Genomic DNA, 21,437 nt, shown 5'->3' on the forward strand with positions numbered 1-21,437 from the left:
GCTCGCACGCGGATCCGGGCCTGCTGCGAGTGTGAATGCCTCCGGATTTTCGCTTCATTTCCGTATGGACTACCAAAGACTTATTGTCTGTCACGAATGCGATCTGCTGTTTCGCAAGCCTACTGCCGTGAAAGGTCGCCGTGCATCCTGCTCGCGATGCGGTGCGGGTCTCGCAGCACTACCGGGGTCAGCATCGTCGCTTGACTGGATCTGCGCGGTGACGCTGGCCGCGTTGATCGTCTTTTGCATCGCGCAGAGTTTCCCGGTGATCGAGATGCGCGCGAACGGCATGACATCCGAGGCGACGCTGTTTGGCGCCGTGCGCTCGCTCTGGTCTGGCGACATGCGTGTCGTCGCGGTGATGGTGTTTTGCTCGGCGGTCCTTTTTCCGTTGATCGAAATGCTCGCATTGCTCTATGTCCTGGTGCCGCTGCGGCTAGGCAAACTGCCACCCCGATTCAATGCGATGGTGCGTCTCGTGCAGCTCGTTCGGCCATGGGGCATGGTCGAGGTGTTCATGCTCGGCGTGCTGGTGACGATCGTGAAAATGGTCAGCATCGCGCAAGTGATCCCGGGACCGGGATTGTTCGCACTGGGCACTTTGACCGTCTTGCTGGGCGTGGTCGCTTCATTCGACGCGAGCGGGCTTTGGCCGATCAGTGACGAAATCAGGCACTCGCGAAGGGCAGACGTTCGCTGGTCGAGGGTGAGCACTGGGCGAGGGCGGTTCATGCGGCCCTCTGGGGGGCGCAAAGCCGGTTTGTCGCCAGCCATCACGGCACGGCGCGCGGGACTTGTCGGCTGTCACGCATGCGGGCTCGTTCAGACGCGTATCGAACGGGAAGCCCACCAGCGCTGCTCCCGATGCCAGCATGTCCTGCACGAACGCAGGCCCGACAGCCTCACGCGAACGGCCAGTCTGTTGCTTGCCGCCGCGATTGCCTATATTCCGGCGAACCTGCTGCCGATCATGCACGCCTCTTCGGTAGGCGGCTCGGAAGACGACACGATCCTGGGCGGTGTCGCGTATTTCTGGACCTCGGGAGACTGGCCCCTGGCTGTCGTCGTTTTTGTCGCCAGCGTTCTGGTGCCGGTTCTCAAGCTCGTAGTGCTCACGCTTCTCACGGTAGCCGCCCGTCGCGGTTCGGGCTGGCGGGCCCGTGAGCGAGCAACGCTGTACCGGATCGTCGAGCGCATTGGCCGATGGTCGATGCTCGACGTATTCGTCGTCGCGCTGACGGTCACGCTCGTGCATTTCGGCTCGCTCGCCGTCATCACAGCGGGACCGGCCGCCCTCGCATTCGGAGCGGTTGTGGTCCTGACCATGCTCGCATCGCATCAGTTCGATCCGAGGCTCATCTGGGACAACGTGGATGCGAGGCGGCGCCGCGCGCCAGCTGCGACCGATGAAGCCCTGGTTGATCCTCTCTCCACCAACCGCATTTCCTGAAGAAGACGATGCATCTTTCCAATCTATCCAGACCTGACATCAAGCCGCGCAAGCGTTGGCTGCCATCCCTCATCTGGTTAGTACCTCTGATCTCGGCATTGATCGGTGTTGCTCTGGTGGTCAAGTCCGTTGCAGACAAAGGGCCCGTCGTGACGGTCACCTTCAATAACGCGGAGGGCATTGAAGCGGGCAAGACGAAGGTCAAGTACAAGGACGTCGAAATCGGTGTCGTTCAGACCATTGCGCTGACCACGGACTTGCGGCATGTCATCGCGAGTATCCAGTTGAGCAAGGACGCCGGGAAATTCGCGACGCAAGGCACGCGGTTCTGGGTGGTACGCCCGCGCGTCGGCGCCAATGGCATTTCAGGCCTCAGTACGCTGCTCTCCGGCGCCTACATCGGCGTGGATATCGGGCGCTCGACCGAAAGGCAAACCGCCTTCCTCGGTCTTGAAAGTCCGCCCATCGTCACCACGGGACAGCCGGGGCATCAGTACACCTTACGAGGCGACTCGCTGGGCTCGATCGATATCGGCGCCCCCATCTTCTACCACCGTATCCAGGCGGGTCAGGTCATTGGCTACTCGCTCGATCCTCACGGCGCGGGCGTCGTCGTGAATGTCTTCGTGAATGCACCGTACGACCAGTACGTCGGCACCAATACGCGGTGGTGGCATGCAAGCGGCGTCGATCTGCGTCTCGATTCCAATGGGCTGAAGCTCAATACGCAATCGCTCGCGACGGTCGTCGTCGGAGGGCTCGCATTCCAGTCTCCGGCCGCGCAGGATGCGGGACGACCGGCAGCGGACAGGGCGGAATTCCGGCTCGCCGCGGACGAATCGGACGCCATGCGCGAGCCCGACGGCCAGCCGCTCAACGTGGTCATGCGTTTCAATCAGTCTTTGCGGGGACTGTCCGTTGGCGCACCCGTCGATCTTCGCGGGATCGCGCTGGGGCAGGTGACCGAGATCGGCATCGAGTACGACGAAAAGCAGAAGAGCTTCAGCATGAAGGTGGCGATGGCGCTTTACCCTGACCGCCTTAGCCGGCGATCCAGCGAGGCGCTGCCGGCGCCGGACACGCCGGGCGGGCACGACATGCTGCAGCACCTCGTGACGGAAGGGCTGCGCGGGCAACTGCGGACCGGCAATCTCCTGACGGGGCAATTGTATGTCGCGCTGGACATGTTCCCGAAAGCGCCGCGCGCGACGGTGGACGTGCACAGCAACCCGATCGAACTGCCGACCGTGCCGAATACGCTCGACGAACTCCAGGTGCAGATCGCGGACATCGCAAGGAAGCTAAACCAGGTGCCGTTCGACCGGATCGGCGCGAATCTCGACGGCGCGCTGGCGAACGCGAGCAAGCTGTTCGGACATATGGACACCGAGGTCGTGCCGCAGGCACGCGACACGCTCGCTGCCGCGCAAAAGACGTTCGCGACCGCCGAATCGACACTGCGGCAGACCGCGCCGATGCAATCGGACGTTCAGGACGCCATGCAGCAGCTCACGCGTACGCTGCAGTCGCTCAATGCGCTATCCGAGTACCTGGAGCGCCATCCGCAGGCGCTGCTATTTGGCAAGAAGGGAGACCAGCAATGATCGCAATGCCATTCCGCTCGTCCCGCACCATGGTGCGGACGCTAGCGACTGTCGCCGGGCTGGCGCTTCTGACGGCGTGCGCAACGCCCGAGACACGCTTCTATACGCTCGGAGCCGACGCACAGCCGGCCGTCGCGAAGACTACGACAAGCCCCGCTTTGCGGATCGATGTACGCCCGGTGCAAGTGCCGGCCGCCGTCGCCAGAAGCCAGCTCGTGGTGCAGGTCAACGCGGCCCAGGTGATGGTGCTGGAAGACGACCGCTGGTCGTCGGCGCTTCCGGACGAGATTCGCTACGCACTCGCGGCTCGCGTGAGCCAGCAGGCCGGCGCATTCGCTGCCAGCGCGGCTGGCCGGGGTGGGGCGGTTCCCGTCTATCAGGTCGGCGTCGATGTTCAGCGCTTCGAATCGTGGCCTGGTTCACACGTGCTGATCGACGCCGTGTGGAGTGTAAGCGGGTCTGCGGGGGAGGAGACCCTGACCTGCCACAGCGCAGTGAGCGAGCCCGTGTCCGGCGGCTATCAGGCGATCGTCGATGGACATCGTCGTGCGATCAACGCGATTGCTGCCCAGATAGCCGAGGTCGTGCGCGCCTTCGCGGCGAGCGCGGCCGATCGGACGTCTCGCCCTGCGGGTGCGTCCAGCGGAAGGGGAATCAAGACGCTGTCGTGCCCGCCAATTTCAGGCGGTGCGCAAACCGAGGTTGAAAGGGCGGCGGCGCCGCGATCCGGCGCATAAATTTGCGGCTCATTGTGGCCAGTTGCCAGTCGGGACAGGGACCGATCGCCAGATGCGGTCCCTTCACGACTGGCCGGCCTCAGGCTGCTTCGTCGGCTGCCTCGACGATGGGCAGTGGGCGCGCGGCAATCTTCTCCGCTTCCGCGCGCTTCAGGCCGAGTATTTGCAGCAGCATGGCTGCCGTGCGCTCCGGAAAGTGCTCGCCGCTGAAACCCAGCTCCTTCAGCATACCCGCGCCGCTCGCGCCCGGCGCGACATAGTTCAACTCCGCCGCGATGGCAGAGAGAACGGTGCCACCCACCGCAAGATAGCCGATAAACGGGTCGGCAACGACAAATCGCTTTGCCGCAATGCCATTTCGAATGTCGCGCAGGAGCCGCTGGGCCAGCCCGCGGCTCAGCGCAGGCGCCGAAAACCCTTCGCGGATCAAAAAGCGTCCCCACACGGGGTCTTGGCGGGCACGCAGGACAGTGTGGCGCACCGAGATGGCCACCACTTCGGCGGGGTCGGAAATGCCCACTGCGAGGCGATCCAGCACTTTCGCAAATTCTTCGAAAACGTTATCGACGAGCGTCGCATAGATCGCTTCCTTCGACTCGAAGTGGTTGTAGAACGAGCCAAAGCCGACATCGGCGGCCTCCGTGATTTCATTGATCGCCACGCCCTCCATACCCCTTTCGGCCATCAGCTTGAGGGCGGCGTCTAGCAGCCGGGCGCGCGTCTCGCGCTTGCGGCGCGCACCGCGAGGCTCTTTTTCTTCGATGACGGGAGCCGGAGAGGCGGCCGCCGCAGGCGAGGAGCGCCTGGCCGCGGCGCGCTTTGTCGGGGTTGTTGTCATGGTGGATCCAGTTCTGGTCATAACCGCAGTATAGATTCGAATGTCTTTATTGACAAAACGATCAGCGATGAGTTTAATGTCATCATCGGCGTCAGGAGCCGGTCTTACTAGAACAGACGGAGTGACTGTGGAGACAGCAATCGCAACCGGCATCGCGCCCAGCGGCCGGCATCACCCTACCCACCCGACCATCCGGGCGTTACGGCCCGCCAGCGATCTCGCGCCGGCAAATTGCCCGTCCGCCGAGGCTGCTTGCGCACGCGCGCTCGCGAGCCGCGGCGCGCCGCATCGCCGTTCCTAACTGCCTGATTACCGTCCACCATGAAACTGACTACTGCACAGCCGGCTCGTCACCCGAATCCCACGGCAAAAGCGACCGCATTGGCCTACCTCATGTTCGATCGGCCGGATCTCGGGCAAGCCGAACGATTTCTCAACGACTTCGGGCTTCAAACGGTCACGCGTGGCGAAGAGCTGCTGCTTCTGCGCGGTACAGGCGCGTCGCACTTCTGTTACGTCGTACGAAAGGCGCCCAAAGCGCAATTTGTCGGGTTCGGCCTGGAGGTGGGCAGCGAAGCCGAACTGAACGCGCTGGCCAGGCTGCCGGGCGCATCGGAGGCGAAACCGTCCGCGCTGCCGGGCGGCGGGTTCGTGGTGCAGTTGGAGGATCCGTCGGGGTTTCGTGTCGATGCGATCTGGGGCCAGGCGCCCGCCACTGCGTTGCCGCACCGGCTGCCATTGGCGTTCAATTCCGTCGATGCCGCGGTTCGCATCAACGGCACGCAGCGTCCCCCCGAGAGCGCCCCTGAGATCATCAGGCTCGGGCACGTGGTGCTGGAACTCGCCGATTATCAGGACACCTGTGCATGGTACACGCGCCATTTTGGTTTCATCCCCAGCGACGTGCAGGTGCTGCCCGATGGCTCGCCGGCTGTCGCGTTCATGCGCCTCGATCTCGGCGACAAGCCCGCCGATCATCACACGCTCGCGCTTGCACAGACGTTTGCGCCGAAGTACAGCCATAGCGCCTACGAGCTCGTCGATGCGGACGCGGTCGGCATGGGCCAGCGCGTTCTGCGCAAGAACGGATGGACGCATGCGTGGGGCATCGGCCGACATATCCTCGGGAGCCAGATTTTCGACTACTGGCAAGACCCGTGGGGGGACAAGCACGAGCACTACTGCGACGGTGATCTGTTCACCAGCGAAGCGCCCACGGGAATCCATGCCGTGAGCCGCGAGGCGATGGCCCAGTGGGGGCCGACGATGCCGAGCAGCTTCACCAAGCCCAAATTGACGCTCGCGAGCATCGCGGCGCTCATCGCAAACCTGCGCCGAAGCCCCGACGTCACGTTGGCGCGGCTTCGCGCCCTGCTGAAGATTTTTGCCTGACGCAACACCCCTTTACCGAATCCGGAGACAGCCAAAATGGCAATTCACGTTCTGCATTATCTGCACGATGGTCGCGCCCAGTGGGGCGTGGTGGCTAACAACGCAATCACGCCGATTCCCGGTGAGTTCAAGACGACCGCGGAGTTTATCCATGCCAATCCGGTCGAACAGTTATTGACGCTGGACGGCCCCACGATCCCCGAAGCGGACGTGCAATGGCTCTCGCCCGTGACTGCCAATCAGCAGTTCATTTGCCAGGGCGCGAATTACCGCCAGCACATGATCGAATCCGGCATGGATCCGGATGCGAAGAAGTTCAACATGATCTTCACGAAGGCCACGAGCTGCATCGTTCCTGCGGACTCGAAGCTCGTGAAGCCCAATTCGGTGCGGTTCCTCGACTACGAAATCGAACTCGGTCTCGTCCTCAAGCGCGACGTCACCTCACGCGCGACGATTACCGACGAGAACCTGCACGACTACGTCGCCGGCGCCGTGATCGTGAACGACTATTCGGCGCGCGACGTGCAGATTCCGCAGATGCAGTTCTACAAGGGCAAGAGCTTCCGTACGTTCGGGCCGGTCGGCCCGTATCTCTGCCTGCTCGAAAAGCAAGACATGCCGAAGCTCAAGGAGCTCGTGCTGACGCTGACTGTCAACGGAACGGTTCGACAGAACGATTCGACTTCGGGTCTTGTCTACGGTCCGGCAGAGACGTTGACCGAACTGTCCGGCGTTCAGGACCTGCACGTCGGCGACCTGCTTGCGACGGGTACGCCGTCCGGTTGCGCGCTGACCATTCCGTCGCCGGAAAAGCAACGCGCCGCGGCACAGCTGCCCGAAGCCGAGAAATGGCGTCTTTTCTTCGCGCTGCAAGCCGAGCGACCGCAGTACCTTCAGGACGGGGATGTGGTCGAAGCCCGTATCGTTAGCCAGGATGGCTCCATCGATCTCGGCACTCAGCGCAACGTCGTCGTCGCAGAGGCCGCATGAAAGCCGTCGCCAACGAGCAGGATGTCCTCGCCATCGAATCGCAGGGGCAACCGGCGGATCTTCCGTCGAGCACCTACGAAATGATCTGCCGGGGCGCTGCGATCGATCCATCGGCACCCGCGCTCTCGTTCTTCGCCACCGCGGACGACTACGCGAGCCCGGAGCGCTGGACTTACAGCGAGCTCGTGCGCGACATCACGCGCACGGCGAACATGTTGTCGCGACTGGGCGTGCAGCGCGATACGGTCGTCGCCTATGTGTTGCCGAATCTGCCTGAAACGCACTTCGTGGTCTGGGGCGGCGAGGCGGTCGGCATTGTCTGCGCGATCAATCCACTGCTCGAAGGCGACGCGATAGGTGAGTTGCTCAATGCTTCTGGCGCCACTGTGCTTGTCACTTTGGCGCCGTTTCCGGGCACGGACCTGTGGCCGAAAGTGCAGGCGGTCTTGCACAAGGTTGCGTCGCTCGAGCACCTCGTGCTCATCAATCTTGCCGACCATGCACCGGACGAACAGCGATTTGCGGCGCGCATGCTTCAGCGCGGCGAATGCTCGAGGTTGCATGGCGAGGAAGGTGTGCGAGGCGCGGTTCCTGCGCAGATCAGCATCCACGATTTCGCAGAAGCCATTGCGCGCGAGCCGGGCGTAGCGCTCACCGCTCCGCACCCGATGAACCGCGACGACGTATCGTCCTGGTTCTGCACGGGCGGCACCACGGGCCTGCCGAAGATTGCGATGCGCCGGCACGGCAACGAAGTGGCCAATGCATGGAGCGCCGGACAATTCCTCGGTGAAAGCGTGGGTCCGGGCAAGACGATCTTCTGCGGATTGCCGCTGTTCCACGTCAACGCCGTCATGGTGACGGGACTGCTGCCGTTCTCGCGCGGCGCGCATGTCGTGATGGGCACCCCGCAAGGCTATCGCGGAGAAGGCGTTGTCCAACGCTTCTGGGATATCGTCGCGCATTACCGCATCAATTTTTTCAGCGGCGTGCCGACGCTCTATGGCTCGCTGCTGGACGTTCCCGTTGGCGAGCGCGATATCGGTTCGCTCGAATACGGGTTGTGCGGCGCGGCGCCGATGCCCGTGGAGTTGCTGCGTGCGTTCCAGGCGCGCACCGGCATCCGGATCCTCGAAGGCTATGGCCTCACGGAAGGTACCTGCATCAGCAGCGTCAATCCGCCGCTCGGCGAACGGCGGGCCGGCTCGATCGGCCTTCGTGTTCCGGGCCAGGCCATGAAAGCCGTGGTGGTCGATGAAGCGGGCCGTTATGTGCGGGATTGCGTTGCTGACGAGGTCGGTCAACTGGTGATCTCGGGTCCGAATGTTTTCATCGGCTATATGCGGCCGGAGCAGAACAACGGCATCTGGCTGGACCTGGCCGATGGCGGCAGATGGCTCAATACAGGCGATCTCGGTCGCCGCGACGCAGACGGTTACTTCTGGCTCACGGGCCGAAAGAAGGAACTGATTATTCGCGGCGGACACAACATCGATCCCGCAGCGATCGAAGAAGCGCTGCATCGTCATCCGGCAGTCCAGATCGCCGCGGCGGTGGGGCGCCCCGACGTGCACGCAGGCGAACTGCCGATCGCCTACGTCCAGCTCAAGCCGGGCACATCGGCGAATGAAGCCGAAATGGCCGCGTTCCTGCGTGACGAGATCAGCGAGCGAGCGGCGTTTCCGAAGGGCATCCGGATCGTCGATGCCATGCCCCTTACCGGTGTCGGCAAGATATTCAAGCCCGCGCTGAAGCGGCTGGAAACGGTGGACGCACTGCGCTCGGCGCTCGTGGAGGCTGGCGTCCAGGGGGCAACCGTCAGCATTGCTGACGATGCCTTGCGTGGGATTTCCGTTCACGTCGAACTTCCCGACACGGAACTCGAATCGTTGGCGGCTTCCGCGCTCGGGCGCTTTCCGTTCGCGTTTTCGATTGCGTCCGCGCAGGGTTCGAGGAGCAGCGGTGACGGCGATGGAGCGTCAGAGACACACAGCGTTTCGTAGTGACAAGGTTTCTCGCAACGACGCAGATGTCCGGTCACTCGCACGCGCGGTGATGGCATGGCGGAATTGCGAATGCCACAGGTTTTGGGTTGGGGAAGAAGATGGGTATGGCATCGGAAAGATCTTTGCGTTCGGTTGTTGAAAAGTGGCTTGCGCCAACCTCCGGCACTCCGGTGCGCGTTACCCGATTAGGCCGTCCGCAGGCGCAGGGGAACTGTGTCCATATTGAGCTGCTTTCGCCGGCCAGGAGGGTCGGGCTGTTTTTCTTCCGGCACCGCGACGGTTCATGGAGTGTGTGCCCGCCGCAGGCCGAGCGCCTCGCGATGCGTATTCACTGACATGCCGCGCCACTGGTGAGCAAACAGAAGTAACAGACGTTCGCAGTCCGGGATTCGATACGACAAAAAGGTGGGAAGCGACGCCGGCGTCGAGATCGATCCTTTCAATGTATTTAGTATGCCTATCTAATGGGGGGAGTTTCATGGATCCGGTCCGAACATACGAGGGCCAATCCAAACGCTACGGACCAATGGGCGGATCGTTGAATCCGCGTGTACGACAAAAAAGATATTTAGCCGACGAGGCAGGAGAAGACGCGTGAGGAATTTCAGGAAAACTGTTCGGCCTGCCGTGATGGCGGGTGTTATCTGTTCGGCTGCACTCGCCGGAAATGCGCATGCGCAATCGGCCGGTAGCTTTACGCTGGCGACAGGGTGGCTTTACGTAGCGCCACAGGGTCATGCCACGCCGCTTACCGTGGAAAGCGTGGGCGGTATGCCGGTCAACCAGCAATTGACAGGGACGGGTGCACACGCGTCGTCGACGAATACGCTCGGCATCACGACCGAGTACTACGTGACCGACCACATCGGCATCGCCACGCTCTTTGGCCTGCCACTGACGGTGAATCTGGATGGCGAAGGGACGCTCGGGAAGTACGGCACCCTGGGCACGACGAGGCCGATGCCGCCCGCCGTCGAAGTTCGATATCACCTGTTCGACGCCCAGGCGAAATTTCGTCCTTACGTCGGTTTGGGTGTGAACTACACGTGGTTCACGCAGGTCCGCGCAACCAACCACCAGTTCATTACGGATAGTGTCGGTCCGGGCGGATCGATACACGCGACCCTCAGTGCATCGTGGAACCCCGTGTTCGAGGTCGGGGCAAGTTACACGTTCGCCAAACACTGGTCGGTCGGAGCGTCGGTTGGCTACATGCCGCTCCAGACGCACATGACCATATACGGACAGACGGCAAACGGAACGCAGATCGTCTCGAAGTCGACGCTCCGGATCGAACCCATCAACGTTTTTGTGAACGTCGCGTACACGTTCTAGCGGGACGTCCAGCGGTCCCTTACATCAATCGTGGCGGCTCGTGCCGCCAACGCTTCAATCGCGAGATTTGCCATGCTCATCGAAGACATCGAATACGTCATTTTCCGCCATCCGGACCTCGCTGCCGTCCGCGACTTCATGGTCGATTACGGTTTGCTGGACCTGCAGCAGGGCGGCGACGCGCTTTATCTGCGCAGCTACGGCGACGCGCCTTTCTCCTACGTTTCGACGCAAGGCGAGGCGGCGTTTGTCGGTGTCGGGTTCCGCGTGGGCTCGCGCGAGGCGCTCGATACGTTGGCGGCCCGCTTCGACTCGCCCGTGACCGATTGCCCGCATCCGGGCGGAGGCCTGTACACGGTGGGCGCCGATCCCGATGGCCGTCGGCTGGAGTTCGTGTTCGGTGCGGAACGTTCGCCGGTGATTCCGTCGGGCGGCGCGCCGATCGTGTGGAATGACGCGCACGCCAAAAACCGGCGGGGCCACTTCCAGCGCCCGGCCTTCGGCCCGTCTCACGTTCAGCGGCTCGGCCATGTGGCCGTCTTCTCGCCGGACCCGCAGGGAACGATCGCATGGTACGGCGAAACGCTCGGCATGAAGGCGTCGGAACTCATTTACCAGGGCGACGAGAAAAACGTCGTGGCCGCCTTCATGCACCTGGAGACTGGCGCGGCATGGACCGATCATCATACGTTGGCCATTGTCGGCGGCAAGGCGGCGGGCCTCGACCACGCCTCTTTCGAATGCCGCGATATCGACGATGTGGGCATCGGCCACATGATCATGGCCGATAAGGGCTACAAGCACCGCTGGGGCATCGGCCGCCATTTCCACGGCAGCCAGATTTTCGACTACTGGACCGATCCCGCCGGCTTCCACGTCGAACATTACGTGGACGGCGACCTCGTCAACAGCGACTCGCCGACGCTGAGCTATCCGTTCGGACGCGAGACATTGTTGCAATGGGGCCCGGCTTTCCCGGGTCTTTGAACCACCACGAAACATGACCGGACCCGCCTGAGCGGCTTGCCCGCTCGGCGGAGCCGGTCCGTCATTCCCTGATGATTGCACCTGCGCAGCCTTCCCATTGGATCAAAAAGTGAAACGACAGATCCTCAAAACCATTCTCTTTGCCCTGCCCAAGGTCCTCGACCTGACGGCACGCCGCTTTCCTGCCTATCGCGATCGGCTGAAGGAACGTGATCTCGTTGCGTGGATCGGGCTCATGGATCAAAGCGTCGGTCGCGTCATCACGCTCAAGAACGGCCGCATCCGGTCGTGTGCGGGCACGCATCCGCAGCCCGACGTCCGCATGATGTTCAAGGACGAGGCCACTGCCCTGAAATTTCTCTCCCCCAGTCCGGACTACCTGGAGATCATCCACGCGGCGAAAAATTTCAAGGTTGTGACCGAAGGCGAAGATGAACTGCTCGTGTGGTTCATGCAAACGCTCAGCATGATGCAAACCATCAGCCTGCCGATGGGTACGCCCATGCGTGACGGCACGCAGCGCTACACCACGTGCACCAACGGCGGCCCTCTGTTCGTGTACGTGAAGGATGGACGCATCGTTCGCGTGACGCCGGTCGATTTCGACAGCAAGGATGCACCGAGTTGGGAAATCGAAGCGCGCGGCCGCCGTTTCACCCCCCCACGACGCGGCCTCGTCGCGCCGCACGCGTTGTCGATCAAGTCGCTCGTCTATTCCGAGAAGCGCATCCTTCACCCGATGAAGCGCGTCGATTTCGACCCTGATGGCGAACGTAATCCGCAAAACCGTGGCAAGTCCGGCTACGTGCCGATCAGCTGGGACGAGGCGCTGGATATCGTCGCGAAGGAGATCAACCGGCAAAAGCGTGTTCACGGCCCGGGCTCCATCACGTTCCCCATGTCGTCGCATCATCAGTGGGGCAATATCGGCTATTACCTCAGTGCGCTCACGCGTTTTGCCAACCTGATCGGCTTCACACGGGTGGCCGCGAATCCGGACAGCTGGGAGGGTTGGTACTGGGGCGCCATGCATCACTTCGGCAACTCGATGCGCGTTGGCGTGCCCTCCGGCTATGGCGGAATCGAGGACTGTCTTAAGGACGCCGAAATGATCGTTTTCTGGTCGAGCGACCCGGAAAGCACGAATGGCGCCTATGCAGGTTTCGAAGGTACGCCGCGGCGTCTGTGGGCAAAGGAACTGGGGATCGAGTTCGTTCATATCGACCCGCACTGCAATCCGACTGCCCAGCTGCTGGGCGGGCGATGGATTCCGGTCCGGCCGCAAACGGACGCGGCCCTCGCCACCGCCATCATGTATGTGTGGCTCAAGGAAGGGCTGTACGACAAGGATTACGTTGCCGACCGGACGACCGGATTCGACGAATGGCGGGCCTACCTCATGGGCGAGACGGATGGCGTGCCCAAGACGCCCGAATGGCAGGAACGGGAAACCGGCGTGCCCGCCAAAGACGTTCGCGCCCTCGCCCGGCGGTGGGGGACGAAGAAGGTGTATCTCGCCGTCGGAATGACGGGTGCGGGATTCGGCGGCGCTGGACGCGGTGCGACGGGCGCTCAATGGGCGCGTTGCATGATCATGATGATGGCGATGCAAGGATGGGGCAAGCCGGGCGTGAATTTCGGCTGCCTCCAGATCGGGGCTCCGCACGACCTCAACTTCTACTTTCCCGGCTACGCGGATGGTGGGATGTCGGGCGAGCTCGCGTGGACCGCGAACGCCGTGAACAACTATCAACGCATGCCGCACATCCTGACCATGAATCCGGTCAAGCAGATGGTGCCGCGGCAGCAGTTGCCCGATGCGATCATCAACGGCCATGCCACAGGCTATCTCTGGGACGGCATGTCCCAGGAAGCGCAATTCGCGCCGTTCACTTACCCGATGCCTGGCTATTCGCCGATTCACATGATCTACCGCTATGGTGGCTCATCCTTCAGCACGGTCACGAAATCGGGGCGCTGGGCCGACGCGTACCGTCACGAGAGCATCGAGTTCGTGGTCAATCAGTCGATCTGGATGGAAGGCGAGGCGCAGTTCGCCGACATCATTCTGCCCGCATGCACATCGCTGGAGCGATGGGACATCGGCGAATGGTCGAATTCCGGCGGCTATGCGCATCACGGCTACAACACGGTCAATCACCGTATGATCACCCTGCAGCACAAGTGCATCGAGCCGCTGGGCGAGTCCCGCTCCGACTATGACATCTTCACCGCTATTCTGACCCGTCTTGGACTCGGCAGCGTGTTCACCGAGGGCTGCAGCGAGCTGGATTGGGTCAAGCGGGTTTTCGAGTCGTCGGATCTGCCCGATCACATTTCGTGGCGCGATTTCTGCCGCAAGGGCTATTTCGTCGTTCCGACCGAAAAGCCGGAATTGCGCTCCCCGGTGGATATGCGCTGGTTCGCGGAAGGCCGGCGCAAGGATTTGCCGGAACCGCATCCGATGCCGTCGCAGTACGCCGAAAAATTCGGCATGGGCCTGCAGACGCCTAGCGGCAAGCTCGAGTTCGTTCCCGAGTTGCTGAAACGGCATACGGCGGACAACCCCGAGCGACCGGCAGTCAACCGGTACATCCCGTCGTGGGAGGGCCTGCGTTCCACACTGGCCCAGCGCTATCCGCTGCAGCTGATCGCCACGCATAGCCGTTACAGTTTCCACACCCATTGCGACGGCAAGAACTCGTCGGTCAACAGCATCGAAGATCATCGCGCGTTGATCGGCGGACATCGCTTCTGGCTGCTGCGACTCGGTGCCGCCGACGCAGCGGCCCGCGGCATTGCGCATCGCGATCTCGTCAAGGTCTACAACGACCGGGGCGCGGTGATCTGCGCGGCCGATGTATCGCCCCTGGTCGCTGCCGGCGTGGTCAAGTCTTACGAAGCGAGCGCCGAATTCCAGTTGATCGAAATAGATGGCGAGCAAGTCGAAATCGGCGGCTGCATGAACCTGCTGACCCCGGATCGTCCCCAGACAACGGGCACGAGCAGCATGAGTCCGAATTCATGTCTCGTGCAGGTGGAAAAGTGGAAAAGCGCGGAGGCTTTCATGATCCGTCGCGCGGCCTGAGGAGCAGACGATGAGCAAATGGAATCTGATTATCAAGGTTGGGCAATGCGAGAATTGCCAGAACTGCGTCATCGCTGCGCGCGATGAGCACGTCGGCAATGACTTTCCTGGCTACGCCGCGCCTGCCGCGGCCAGTGCCGAAAGCCCCATTCGCATCCTGCGCCGCGTGCAGGGCGACTCGCACATGGTCGAAACGACGTATTTGCCGGTGATGTGTAATCACTGCGGCGACGCCCCCTGCATGCGCGTCGCCGGCGATGCGATCCGCAGGCGTTCCGACGGCATCGTCATCATCGATCCGGAAAAGGCGCGAGGGCGCAAGGACATCGTCAAGTCCTGCCCGTACAAGGCGATCGTCTGGAACGAGGAACTGCAACTGCCGCAGACGTGGATCTTCGACGCCCATCTGCTGGACCAGGGCTGGCAGCATCCGCGTTGCGATCAGGCGTGCCCCACTGGCGTCTTCGAGACCGTCAAGCTCGACGACGCCGCCATGGCGGAAAAGGCACGACGCGAAGGGCTCGAGGTTTTGCGGCCGAATCTCGAAACGAAGCCTCGCGTATGGTATAGCGGCTTGAAACGCTGGCAAAGCTGCTTCATAGGCGGAAGCGTCAGTGCGACGGTCGAGGGCGTAGTTGAATGCGTCGCTGGCGCAGCGATTGTCCTGTACGCCGGCGATCAACGCGTCGCTGACACTGTCTCCGACGCATTCGGCGATTTTCGCTTCGACGGTCTCGAGAAAAATAGCGGCATGTACCGGGTCGAGATTCGTCATGCGCTAGGCAATGCATCGCGCGAGTGTGCGGTCGGCGAAAGTGTGTATCTGGGCGAAATCGGCCTCGCGCTCACGGCCAGCGAGGTCGAGGCCAACTGACGCCAACCGACGCGCCCGTCTCACGGCAGTACTTGACTTGGCGGCGTGGTTCAACCGCCGAGGGGCTCGCTCGCGCCCTCAATTTTGATATTGACTAAATAATCAGTTATGATTCTAATGTTGACTATCCGCTGGGCGGCCTGAGCCGGTTTCAGCGGAGTCATCGAGAAACGGCGATTTCACCGGTTCGTTTCTTTGCGCAGACGACCACGTACGGTGAGATCGCCTTTAGCTACGCCATGAAGCCCGAACGCCTGAGCCACGCGCGCAGAAAAGAGCAGACCCGGGAGCGCCTGTACGGCGCCGCAAGGACCATGTTCCTCGGGAAGGGTTTCGCGGCGACGAGCGTCGAGGACATCGTAGAGGCCGCCGGGTACACGAGGGGCGCCTTCTACTCCAATTTCCGGAGCAAACAGGAACTGCTGACCGAACTGCTGCGGCGCGACGCCGAAGCCGCGCATGCGGATCTGCGGGCGATCTTTGAAGAGGCCGGCACGCCAGAGCAAGCGACGGCGCGCGTGATTGCCAGGTTCGTCCGTTCCTGGCGGGAGCGCGAATGCTTTCCGCTCTGGGTCGAGGCGTACCTGCTCGCACGCCACGACAGCGCCTTTCAGGAGCGGATTCACGCATTGCGGCGCGAGAAGCTTTTGCAGGTCGGCGCCCATATTCAAACGCTCCTGACGCAAAACGACAACGCATTGCCGCTGCGGTCGGACGCGCTCGCGCTCGGCTTCGTGAGCCTGTGCGAAGGCATGCAGCTCCTTAGTCTATGCAATTCGCAGAGCGCCAGCGACCACACGAATCAAACAGTGCTAGCGGAATTTGCCTCGTCTGTACTGTGTCGGCAGCCAATGGAAAAAAGCACCGCCGACGCATGTCGCACGAGTGCCGCATGGTGGTGAGTCGCTGAGCGAGGCCGCAATGTATTGCGATAGCAATATATCCAGACACTCGAACACGTAGACCATGGAATATATAGAAAGCTTGCGTCTCTTCCGCACGATCGTCGAAGTGAGAAACTTCCGGCGCGCGGGCGAAATGTTGGACCTGTCACCGTCAGTTGTTTCCCGCTCGATAGCCTCGCTGGAAGAGCGTCTTGGAACACGACTGTTTCACCGCTCGACACGCCAGTTCTCGCTCACCGAAGCCGCGGAGCATTTTTACGAGGGATGCTGTCGCGTTCTCGACGATCTGGACTGTCTGGAGGCGAGCGCCGCAGGTCAAGGACGAATACCGGCGGGTGTATTACGCGTGGTCGCGCACACTACAACTGCGTTGACATGGCTTGCACCGTTGATTGCCTCGTTCAAGCGAAAACATCCGAATATCACTCTGGATATCACCTTGACCGAGCGCTCTGTCGACCTGACGGCCGACGGATACGACCTGGGCATCGTGCTGCCGTTCATGCTGGCGACGGATCTGGCTGTGACGCGCCTTCTCCAGCGGTTGCCACTGGTCGTCGTCACAACGCAGGCATACCTGGCGAGGCGCGCGCCGCCGCGGCATCCAGCCGACCTGGCCGATCATGTGTTTGTCACGGTGCCCCCCTCGATGCACAAGCCGGCGCTTACCTTCCGGATTGAGCGGGAAAACGTCGCAGTGCCAATCAAGTACGAAATTGCCTCGAATAACCCGCTATTCAACCGCGACATCATCCTCGAGGGATTCGGCGTGGGCTTGCTTCCCTTCGCGATCGTGGAACAGGACATCAAGGCTGGCCGGCTCGTGCGTCTGCTGGAAAACTTCGAGATCGTCGACACGGCGGCGGAAGTCCGACTGGCCTATATCGGGCGTGCGCTGTTGCCCGCAAAGGTCCGGGCATTCATCGACCATACCGCGGAGTTTTTCGAACTGGGCATGGGCACTGCCCCCCGCCCGACGACGACTCACGCCGCGTCGGCTGCAGAATCGGCCGGGACGGAAGATGCCGGGGCCAGCTGCGAGGAAGGGGGTTGGTCTTGTTTATGACCCATGTGCTGCCTCCGTTGTCCGGACGTGGGTTAGGGTAAGACCGACGAAGTCTACGGCTTTCGAGAACGGCACGCAGTCGTAGATAGAGCGGTCAAGCGTATGGCGGCACAGCGTGAGTCGGCTCATGCGGACTTGCGGCGGCACACCGGGCAAGTTTCGAGATCGGCCTTCCCCCTGTGTCAGTCCGGCATCATCGATGAATCATGAGATCGCCGTGGCGCCGGCCAATTCGCGGAAAGCCGAAATCACGGCGCTGTTCGACCGGTGCAACGCGGCGTTGGCAACCGGCGACGCCGACACCGTCGCAAAGCGATACCCCCAATGCCGTGGTCGAACCCACGGTCTCAAATCAGCTCCACAGAACGTCTGCCAAATCAAGAGACGGTGCCTTCCGATGAGGGTAAAGTTTCTGACCCGTCTGGCCGATATATCGACGGACGCGTCTTCCAGGTGAGTTGGGTCAAGGCATGTCATTCGCGTGTTCTGCCGTACATCTTCCGGCTTGTCCGGTCTCGTACAATCAAGCGGGCCCGCGCAGACCGAGGCAATAAAGGCCCTGGTCTTTCGCGCCGGGATTTTCCAGGCATTTCGAAGGACCATGATTCGATTTCTAAGCTCGCTTTTTGCCAGGCCGAAGCCGTTTGTCTATGCCGGGATTGGAATCACGCTCGCGACCACGGGAGTGACGGTCGCCTCGCTTTACGAAATGCGGCTCGACGCGATGGCGCAGGCGCGCGATGCTGCCCAGAACCTCGTGATTTCGCTGCAAAAGGAGATCGAGCGCAATCTCGACATGTATCAGCTTGCCATGCGCGACGTTGCGACAAGCACCGAGACCCCTGGCATCGTCCGGCTTCCCCCTGAGGTCCGCCAGCTCGTCGCGTTCAGCTCTTTCACCGATTCGAGGGAATTGGGTGCCATGTTTGCGACGGACGCAACGGGCAATCTCGTACTCGACTCGCGTTCGATTTCGCCGCGAAAGATCAATGTCAGCGCCCGCGATTACTTCCGGATTCAGCGGCAGCAGACGGATGCCGGCCTTTACGTCAGTGCGCCTTTCGTGCCTTACAGCGCGGATTCCGAACAGCCGGTGATCGCGATGAGCCGGCGGCTCGAAGACAAGGACGGCCAATTTTCGGGTATCGTCGCTGGCACGCTGCGACTGAGCTTTTTCCGGCAGCTTTTCGAAGACTCGATCCTTGGTCGGCACGACACGATTACGTTACTGCGTACGGACGGCACGGTCCTCATGCGCCAACCGTTTCACGAGAGTGACATCGGCAAGTCCCTCGCGAGCGGCCACTCGTTCCAGCCGCTCGTGCAATCCGATCACGGTACCTACGTCGATATAGCCGTGCTTGACCATGTCGAGCGCCTCTACACTTTCCGGCGGGTTGGAAGCTATCCGCTCATCGTCGTCGTGGGCCTTGCGACAGACGACATCTTCGCTGGATGGCGCAAACGTGCGATCGCAATCGGTATCGCGAGCATCGTTCTCGATGCGCTTCTCATCCTGCTCTCGCTGATGTTCGGCACACAATTGCGCAAGAGATTGGCCGTGGAGCGCCGCTTGCAGCGACTTGCGTGGTTCGATTCGCTGACGGGCCTGCCCAACCGGGCTCAGCTTCAAAGAGAGGCGCTCCGGATTTTGACGGACACCAGCCGGAACGGATCGACGCTCGCGGTACTATTCATCGATCTTGACCGGTTCAAGCGCGTCAACGACACGCAGGGCCATGCAGTCGGCGATGAGGTATTGAGTGAAATTGCACGGCGCCTGCGAAAGGAGATCCAGCCCGACGATCTGATCGGCCGCCTTGGCGGAGACGAGTTTCTCGCCGTTGTGCAGGACTGCGACGTGCTGAAGGCCAAACATGTTGCGGCGCGAATTCTGCACGCCGTCTCCCAACCCATACTCATCAACTCCGGGCAGGACACCCGCATCACGATCAGCGCCAGCATCGGGATTGCGCTCTGCCCGCACGACGGGGAAGAACCCGATACCCTGCTGCGTAACGCGGACCTGGCGATGTATCAGGCCAAGCGCGCGGGTCGCAACCAGGTGCGGTTCTATGCGCCCGACTACGAGCGTCAGGCGAAGGAGCAACTCGAACTCGAAATTGCGTTGCAGCAGGCATTGCGAAGCAACGCCCTGAGCGTGGCGTATCAGCCCAAGACCGATGCCATAGGGGCGCTATGTGGTGTCGAGGCGCTCGTGCGATGGGACAACGGCGGGCAGGGCGTCATTGCGCCGGATCGCTTCATCGTCATCGCGGAGGAAAGCGGACTGATCGCGGAGATGGATGCCTGGGTGATGGGTGAGGCCTGCAGGCAACTTGCGCAGTGGCGAGCCGAGGGTCTAGACGTACCCAACATCTCGGTGAACGTTTGCGCCGCCGACTTCAAGCGTCCGGACTACCCGGGCTTGGTCAACGCTACGCTTCGGTCTCATGGTCTGGTTGCTTCGGACCTGACGCTCGAAATGACCGAGCGCGTCCTGTTCGATGAATCAGTCGCCGACATTCGCAAATCGCTCGATGCCCTCCATGCCATGGGCATCGCGCTGTCGATCGACGATTTCGGCACCGGCTACTCGTCTCTGAGCTACCTTCACCGGTTCCCTGTGAAAGAACTGAAAATCGACAAAAGCTTCGTTCAAGGCATCGGGCGGGACGCAATGTCGGAATCGCTGGCGCAAACGCTGATCCACATCGGCAAGATCCTGAAGCTGACTGTGACTGCGGAAGGGGTTGAAACACATGCGCAGCGCGACTTTCTGGCCGCGCACGGCTGCCATCTTTATCAAGGGTTTCTGTTCTCGCGGGCGCTCGCGCCTCGCGACTTCGCGCGCTGGGTGCGAGCGCATCGGTCATGCGCATCGGCAGGCGATCCGGAAGCTCGAGCCATACCACTCTGAGCTTCCCCAACCCGGAAGATGACACCAGACAACGACTACCGCGTGTTTCCGGTGTGGCCGAGCGAATAGCGGCCGGGCTGCGGCCACACGGTCAGTCCGTGCGGCTCCATCCCCACGGGAATCGATTTGACGGCACCCGTCGTCGTATCGATCGCATAAACGGCGTCGTCGAAGCGTCCGGACAGCCACAGCGTTTTCCCGTCGGCGCTCACGTTACCCATGTCGGGACTGCCGCCGCCCGGGATCGGCCAGGTGACGAGCACCTTGCGCGTCGCGAAGTCGATCACCGACACGCTGCCCTTGCCATGGCGCGACCCATGAATTTCGTTCGAGCCGCGATTGGCGACATACAGCTTCGTGCCGTCGCGGCTCGTATAGAGCCCGTGCGCGCCGACGCCCGTAGGGATGAACCCGATCTTCTGGAAGCTATCGCCGTCGACGAGAAATACACCGTCGGCCATCATGTCGGCCACATAGAACACCTTACCGTCCGGCGAGATGCGGATGTCCTGCGGCATGCCTTTCTTGTTGAGTTCCAGATAGCCGGCCACCTTGCGATTGACCAGGTCGATCTTGGCGAGCTGGCCGCCGAATTCGCAGGTGAAGATCGCGTATTTTCCGTCGATCGAAAAATCGGCGTGATTGATGCCCTTGCATTGCGGTACATCGAGGCTGGATTTCAGCGCCATCGTGTGCGCATCGCGGAAGTCCAGCCGCGCATGGGCTTCGGCCACCACGATGGCTTCCTTGCCGTCGGGCGTGAAGTACATGTTGTACGGATCGTCCACCATGACTTCCTTACCCGGCTTGCCGGTTTTCGGGTCGATCGGCGTCAGGCTGCCGTTGGTGCGGCCCTCCGCATTGTTCGCGACCCATAGCGTCTGGAGATCCCAGGACGGCACGATGTGTTGTGGACTGTACCCAACGGGGAACCGGTCGACGACTTTGTAGGTGGTCGGGTCGATCACATAGACATCCTTCGAACGCAGGTTCGGCACGTACACACGCGAAAGCGCGCCCGAGACCGCGGGACTCATGTGGCCGGCCGTTGCTTCGCTATACAGATTATCCGGATTGACCACGGGCGGCATGCCCTGCACGGTGGTCACGGCCGGAGCCGCCGACGCGCTTGCGGAGTGACCACCAAGTGCGACGAATATGGCGGACGCGATGCCCGCGAAGTGCCGCAAATTCAATTGCATGACAGGTTTCCTTATTGAATGCTGGATGGCTCGAATGAGC

Annotated in this window: 15 protein-coding genes; 13 read left to right on the forward strand and 2 right to left on the reverse strand. The window is 61.8% G+C overall.

The window, feature by feature from the left end; all coding sequences use genetic code 11:
* The first annotated feature begins 64 nt into the window (after positions 1 to 64).
* Genes BMI01S_RS12595 through BMI01S_RS12605 form a run of 3 tightly spaced genes read left to right on the forward strand, consistent with a single transcriptional unit; the run spans position 65 to position 3,791 of the window.
* Complete coding sequence (locus BMI01S_RS12595; protein ID WP_081723397.1) at positions 65 to 1,450, forward strand: paraquat-inducible protein A; 1,386 nt, start codon at positions 65 to 67, stop codon at positions 1,448 to 1,450.
* Positions 1,451 to 1,458: 8 nt separating this feature from the next.
* A complete protein-coding gene (locus tag BMI01S_RS12600; protein ID WP_028230816.1) occupies positions 1,459 to 3,054 on the forward strand; it encodes a PqiB family protein in 1,596 nt (531 codons plus the stop codon).
* On the forward strand, positions 3,051 to 3,791 hold the full coding sequence (locus BMI01S_RS12605) for a PqiC family protein (RefSeq protein ID WP_028230817.1): 741 nt from the start codon (positions 3,051 to 3,053) through the stop codon (positions 3,789 to 3,791). The genes BMI01S_RS12600 and BMI01S_RS12605 overlap by 4 nt, the downstream gene beginning before the upstream one ends.
* Positions 3,792 to 3,870: 79 nt before the next feature.
* Here BMI01S_RS12605 and BMI01S_RS12610 read toward each other — a convergent pair whose 3' ends face one another.
* Positions 3,871 to 4,629: a TetR/AcrR family transcriptional regulator gene (locus tag BMI01S_RS12610; RefSeq protein ID WP_028212615.1), complete on the reverse strand. Its 759-nt coding sequence runs from the start codon at positions 4,627 to 4,629 to the stop codon at positions 3,871 to 3,873.
* A 321-nt stretch (positions 4,630 to 4,950) separates the two neighbouring features.
* Here BMI01S_RS12610 and BMI01S_RS12615 point away from each other — a divergent pair, with 321 nt between their 5' ends.
* The 10 genes from BMI01S_RS12615 (at position 4,951) to BMI01S_RS38085 (ending at position 20,195) form a co-directional block, all read left to right on the forward strand.
* Complete coding sequence (locus BMI01S_RS12615) at positions 4,951 to 6,021, forward strand: VOC family protein (RefSeq protein WP_028230818.1); 1,071 nt, start codon at positions 4,951 to 4,953, stop codon at positions 6,019 to 6,021.
* A gap of 36 nt (positions 6,022 to 6,057) precedes the next feature.
* Positions 6,058 to 7,014, forward strand: coding sequence for a fumarylacetoacetate hydrolase family protein (locus BMI01S_RS12620; RefSeq protein WP_028230819.1), 957 nt, complete (start codon positions 6,058 to 6,060; stop codon positions 7,012 to 7,014).
* Positions 7,011 to 9,017, forward strand: a complete 2,007-nt coding sequence (locus BMI01S_RS12625) for an acyl-CoA synthetase (RefSeq protein WP_028230820.1) — start codon at positions 7,011 to 7,013, stop codon at positions 9,015 to 9,017. Before BMI01S_RS12620 ends, BMI01S_RS12625 begins: the two co-directional genes overlap by 4 nt.
* 633 nt (positions 9,018 to 9,650) lie before the next feature.
* Complete coding sequence (locus BMI01S_RS12630; RefSeq protein WP_036020609.1) at positions 9,651 to 10,355, forward strand: OmpW/AlkL family protein; 705 nt, start codon at positions 9,651 to 9,653, stop codon at positions 10,353 to 10,355.
* Positions 10,356 to 10,427: 72 nt separating this feature from the next.
* The gene (locus BMI01S_RS12635; RefSeq protein WP_028230821.1) at positions 10,428 to 11,342 is read left to right on the forward strand and encodes a VOC family protein; all 915 of its coding nucleotides are present in this window, start codon (positions 10,428 to 10,430) and stop codon (positions 11,340 to 11,342) included.
* Positions 11,343 to 11,451: 109 nt separating this feature from the next.
* The gene (locus tag BMI01S_RS12640) at positions 11,452 to 14,430 is read left to right on the forward strand and encodes a molybdopterin-dependent oxidoreductase (protein WP_028214218.1); all 2,979 of its coding nucleotides are present in this window, start codon (positions 11,452 to 11,454) and stop codon (positions 14,428 to 14,430) included.
* 10 nt (positions 14,431 to 14,440) lie between these two features.
* Entirely contained in the window at positions 14,441 to 15,304 is an 864-nt protein-coding gene (locus tag BMI01S_RS12645; protein WP_028230822.1) for a 4Fe-4S dicluster domain-containing protein, read from the forward strand.
* Positions 15,305 to 15,543: 239 nt separating this feature from the next.
* Positions 15,544 to 16,206, forward strand: coding sequence for a TetR/AcrR family transcriptional regulator (locus tag BMI01S_RS12650; protein ID WP_036020613.1), 663 nt, complete (start codon positions 15,544 to 15,546; stop codon positions 16,204 to 16,206).
* Between the two features lie 64 nt (positions 16,207 to 16,270).
* On the forward strand, positions 16,271 to 17,275 hold the full coding sequence (locus BMI01S_RS12655; protein WP_042289376.1) for a LysR family transcriptional regulator: 1,005 nt from the start codon (positions 16,271 to 16,273) through the stop codon (positions 17,273 to 17,275).
* A gap of 505 nt (positions 17,276 to 17,780) precedes the next feature.
* Positions 17,781 to 20,195, forward strand: coding sequence for a putative bifunctional diguanylate cyclase/phosphodiesterase (locus BMI01S_RS38085; RefSeq protein WP_154671227.1), 2,415 nt, complete (start codon positions 17,781 to 17,783; stop codon positions 20,193 to 20,195).
* 35 nt (positions 20,196 to 20,230) lie between these two features.
* Here BMI01S_RS38085 and BMI01S_RS12665 read toward each other — a convergent pair whose 3' ends face one another.
* Positions 20,231 to 21,397 (reverse strand): YncE family protein, encoded by a 1,167-nt coding sequence (locus tag BMI01S_RS12665; RefSeq protein ID WP_028230823.1) that lies wholly within the window; start codon positions 21,395 to 21,397, stop codon positions 20,231 to 20,233.
* Positions 21,398 to 21,437 lie beyond the last annotated feature (40 nt).

Origin of the sequence: Paraburkholderia mimosarum LMG 23256 = NBRC 106338, from assembly GCF_000739815.1 — a bacterium.
Classification (GTDB): Bacteria; Pseudomonadota; Gammaproteobacteria; order Burkholderiales; family Burkholderiaceae; genus Paraburkholderia; species Paraburkholderia mimosarum.

Excerpts from the sequence above, each read along its gene's own strand:
- BMI01S_RS12595 (WP_081723397.1), top strand. The coding sequence starts at position 65 with ATGGACTACCAAAGACTTATTGTCTGTCACGAATGCGATCTGCTGTTT.
- BMI01S_RS12600 (WP_028230816.1), top strand. The coding sequence starts at position 1,459 with ATGCATCTTTCCAATCTATCCAGACCTGACATCAAGCCGCGCAAGCGT.
- BMI01S_RS12605 (WP_028230817.1), top strand. The coding sequence starts at position 3,051 with ATGATCGCAATGCCATTCCGCTCGTCCCGCACCATGGTGCGGACGCTA.
- BMI01S_RS12610 (WP_028212615.1), bottom strand. The coding sequence starts at position 4,629 with ATGACAACAACCCCGACAAAGCGCGCCGCGGCCAGGCGCTCCTCGCCT.
- BMI01S_RS12615 (WP_028230818.1), top strand. The coding sequence starts at position 4,951 with ATGAAACTGACTACTGCACAGCCGGCTCGTCACCCGAATCCCACGGCA.
- BMI01S_RS12620 (WP_028230819.1), top strand. The coding sequence starts at position 6,058 with ATGGCAATTCACGTTCTGCATTATCTGCACGATGGTCGCGCCCAGTGG.
- BMI01S_RS12625 (WP_028230820.1), top strand. The coding sequence starts at position 7,011 with ATGAAAGCCGTCGCCAACGAGCAGGATGTCCTCGCCATCGAATCGCAG.
- BMI01S_RS12630 (WP_036020609.1), top strand. The coding sequence starts at position 9,651 with ATGGCGGGTGTTATCTGTTCGGCTGCACTCGCCGGAAATGCGCATGCG.
- BMI01S_RS12635 (WP_028230821.1), top strand. The coding sequence starts at position 10,428 with ATGCTCATCGAAGACATCGAATACGTCATTTTCCGCCATCCGGACCTC.
- BMI01S_RS12645 (WP_028230822.1), top strand. The coding sequence starts at position 14,441 with ATGAGCAAATGGAATCTGATTATCAAGGTTGGGCAATGCGAGAATTGC.
- BMI01S_RS12650 (WP_036020613.1), top strand. The coding sequence starts at position 15,544 with ATGAAGCCCGAACGCCTGAGCCACGCGCGCAGAAAAGAGCAGACCCGG.
- BMI01S_RS12655 (WP_042289376.1), top strand. The coding sequence starts at position 16,271 with ATGGAATATATAGAAAGCTTGCGTCTCTTCCGCACGATCGTCGAAGTG.
- BMI01S_RS12665 (WP_028230823.1), bottom strand. The coding sequence starts at position 21,397 with ATGCAATTGAATTTGCGGCACTTCGCGGGCATCGCGTCCGCCATATTC.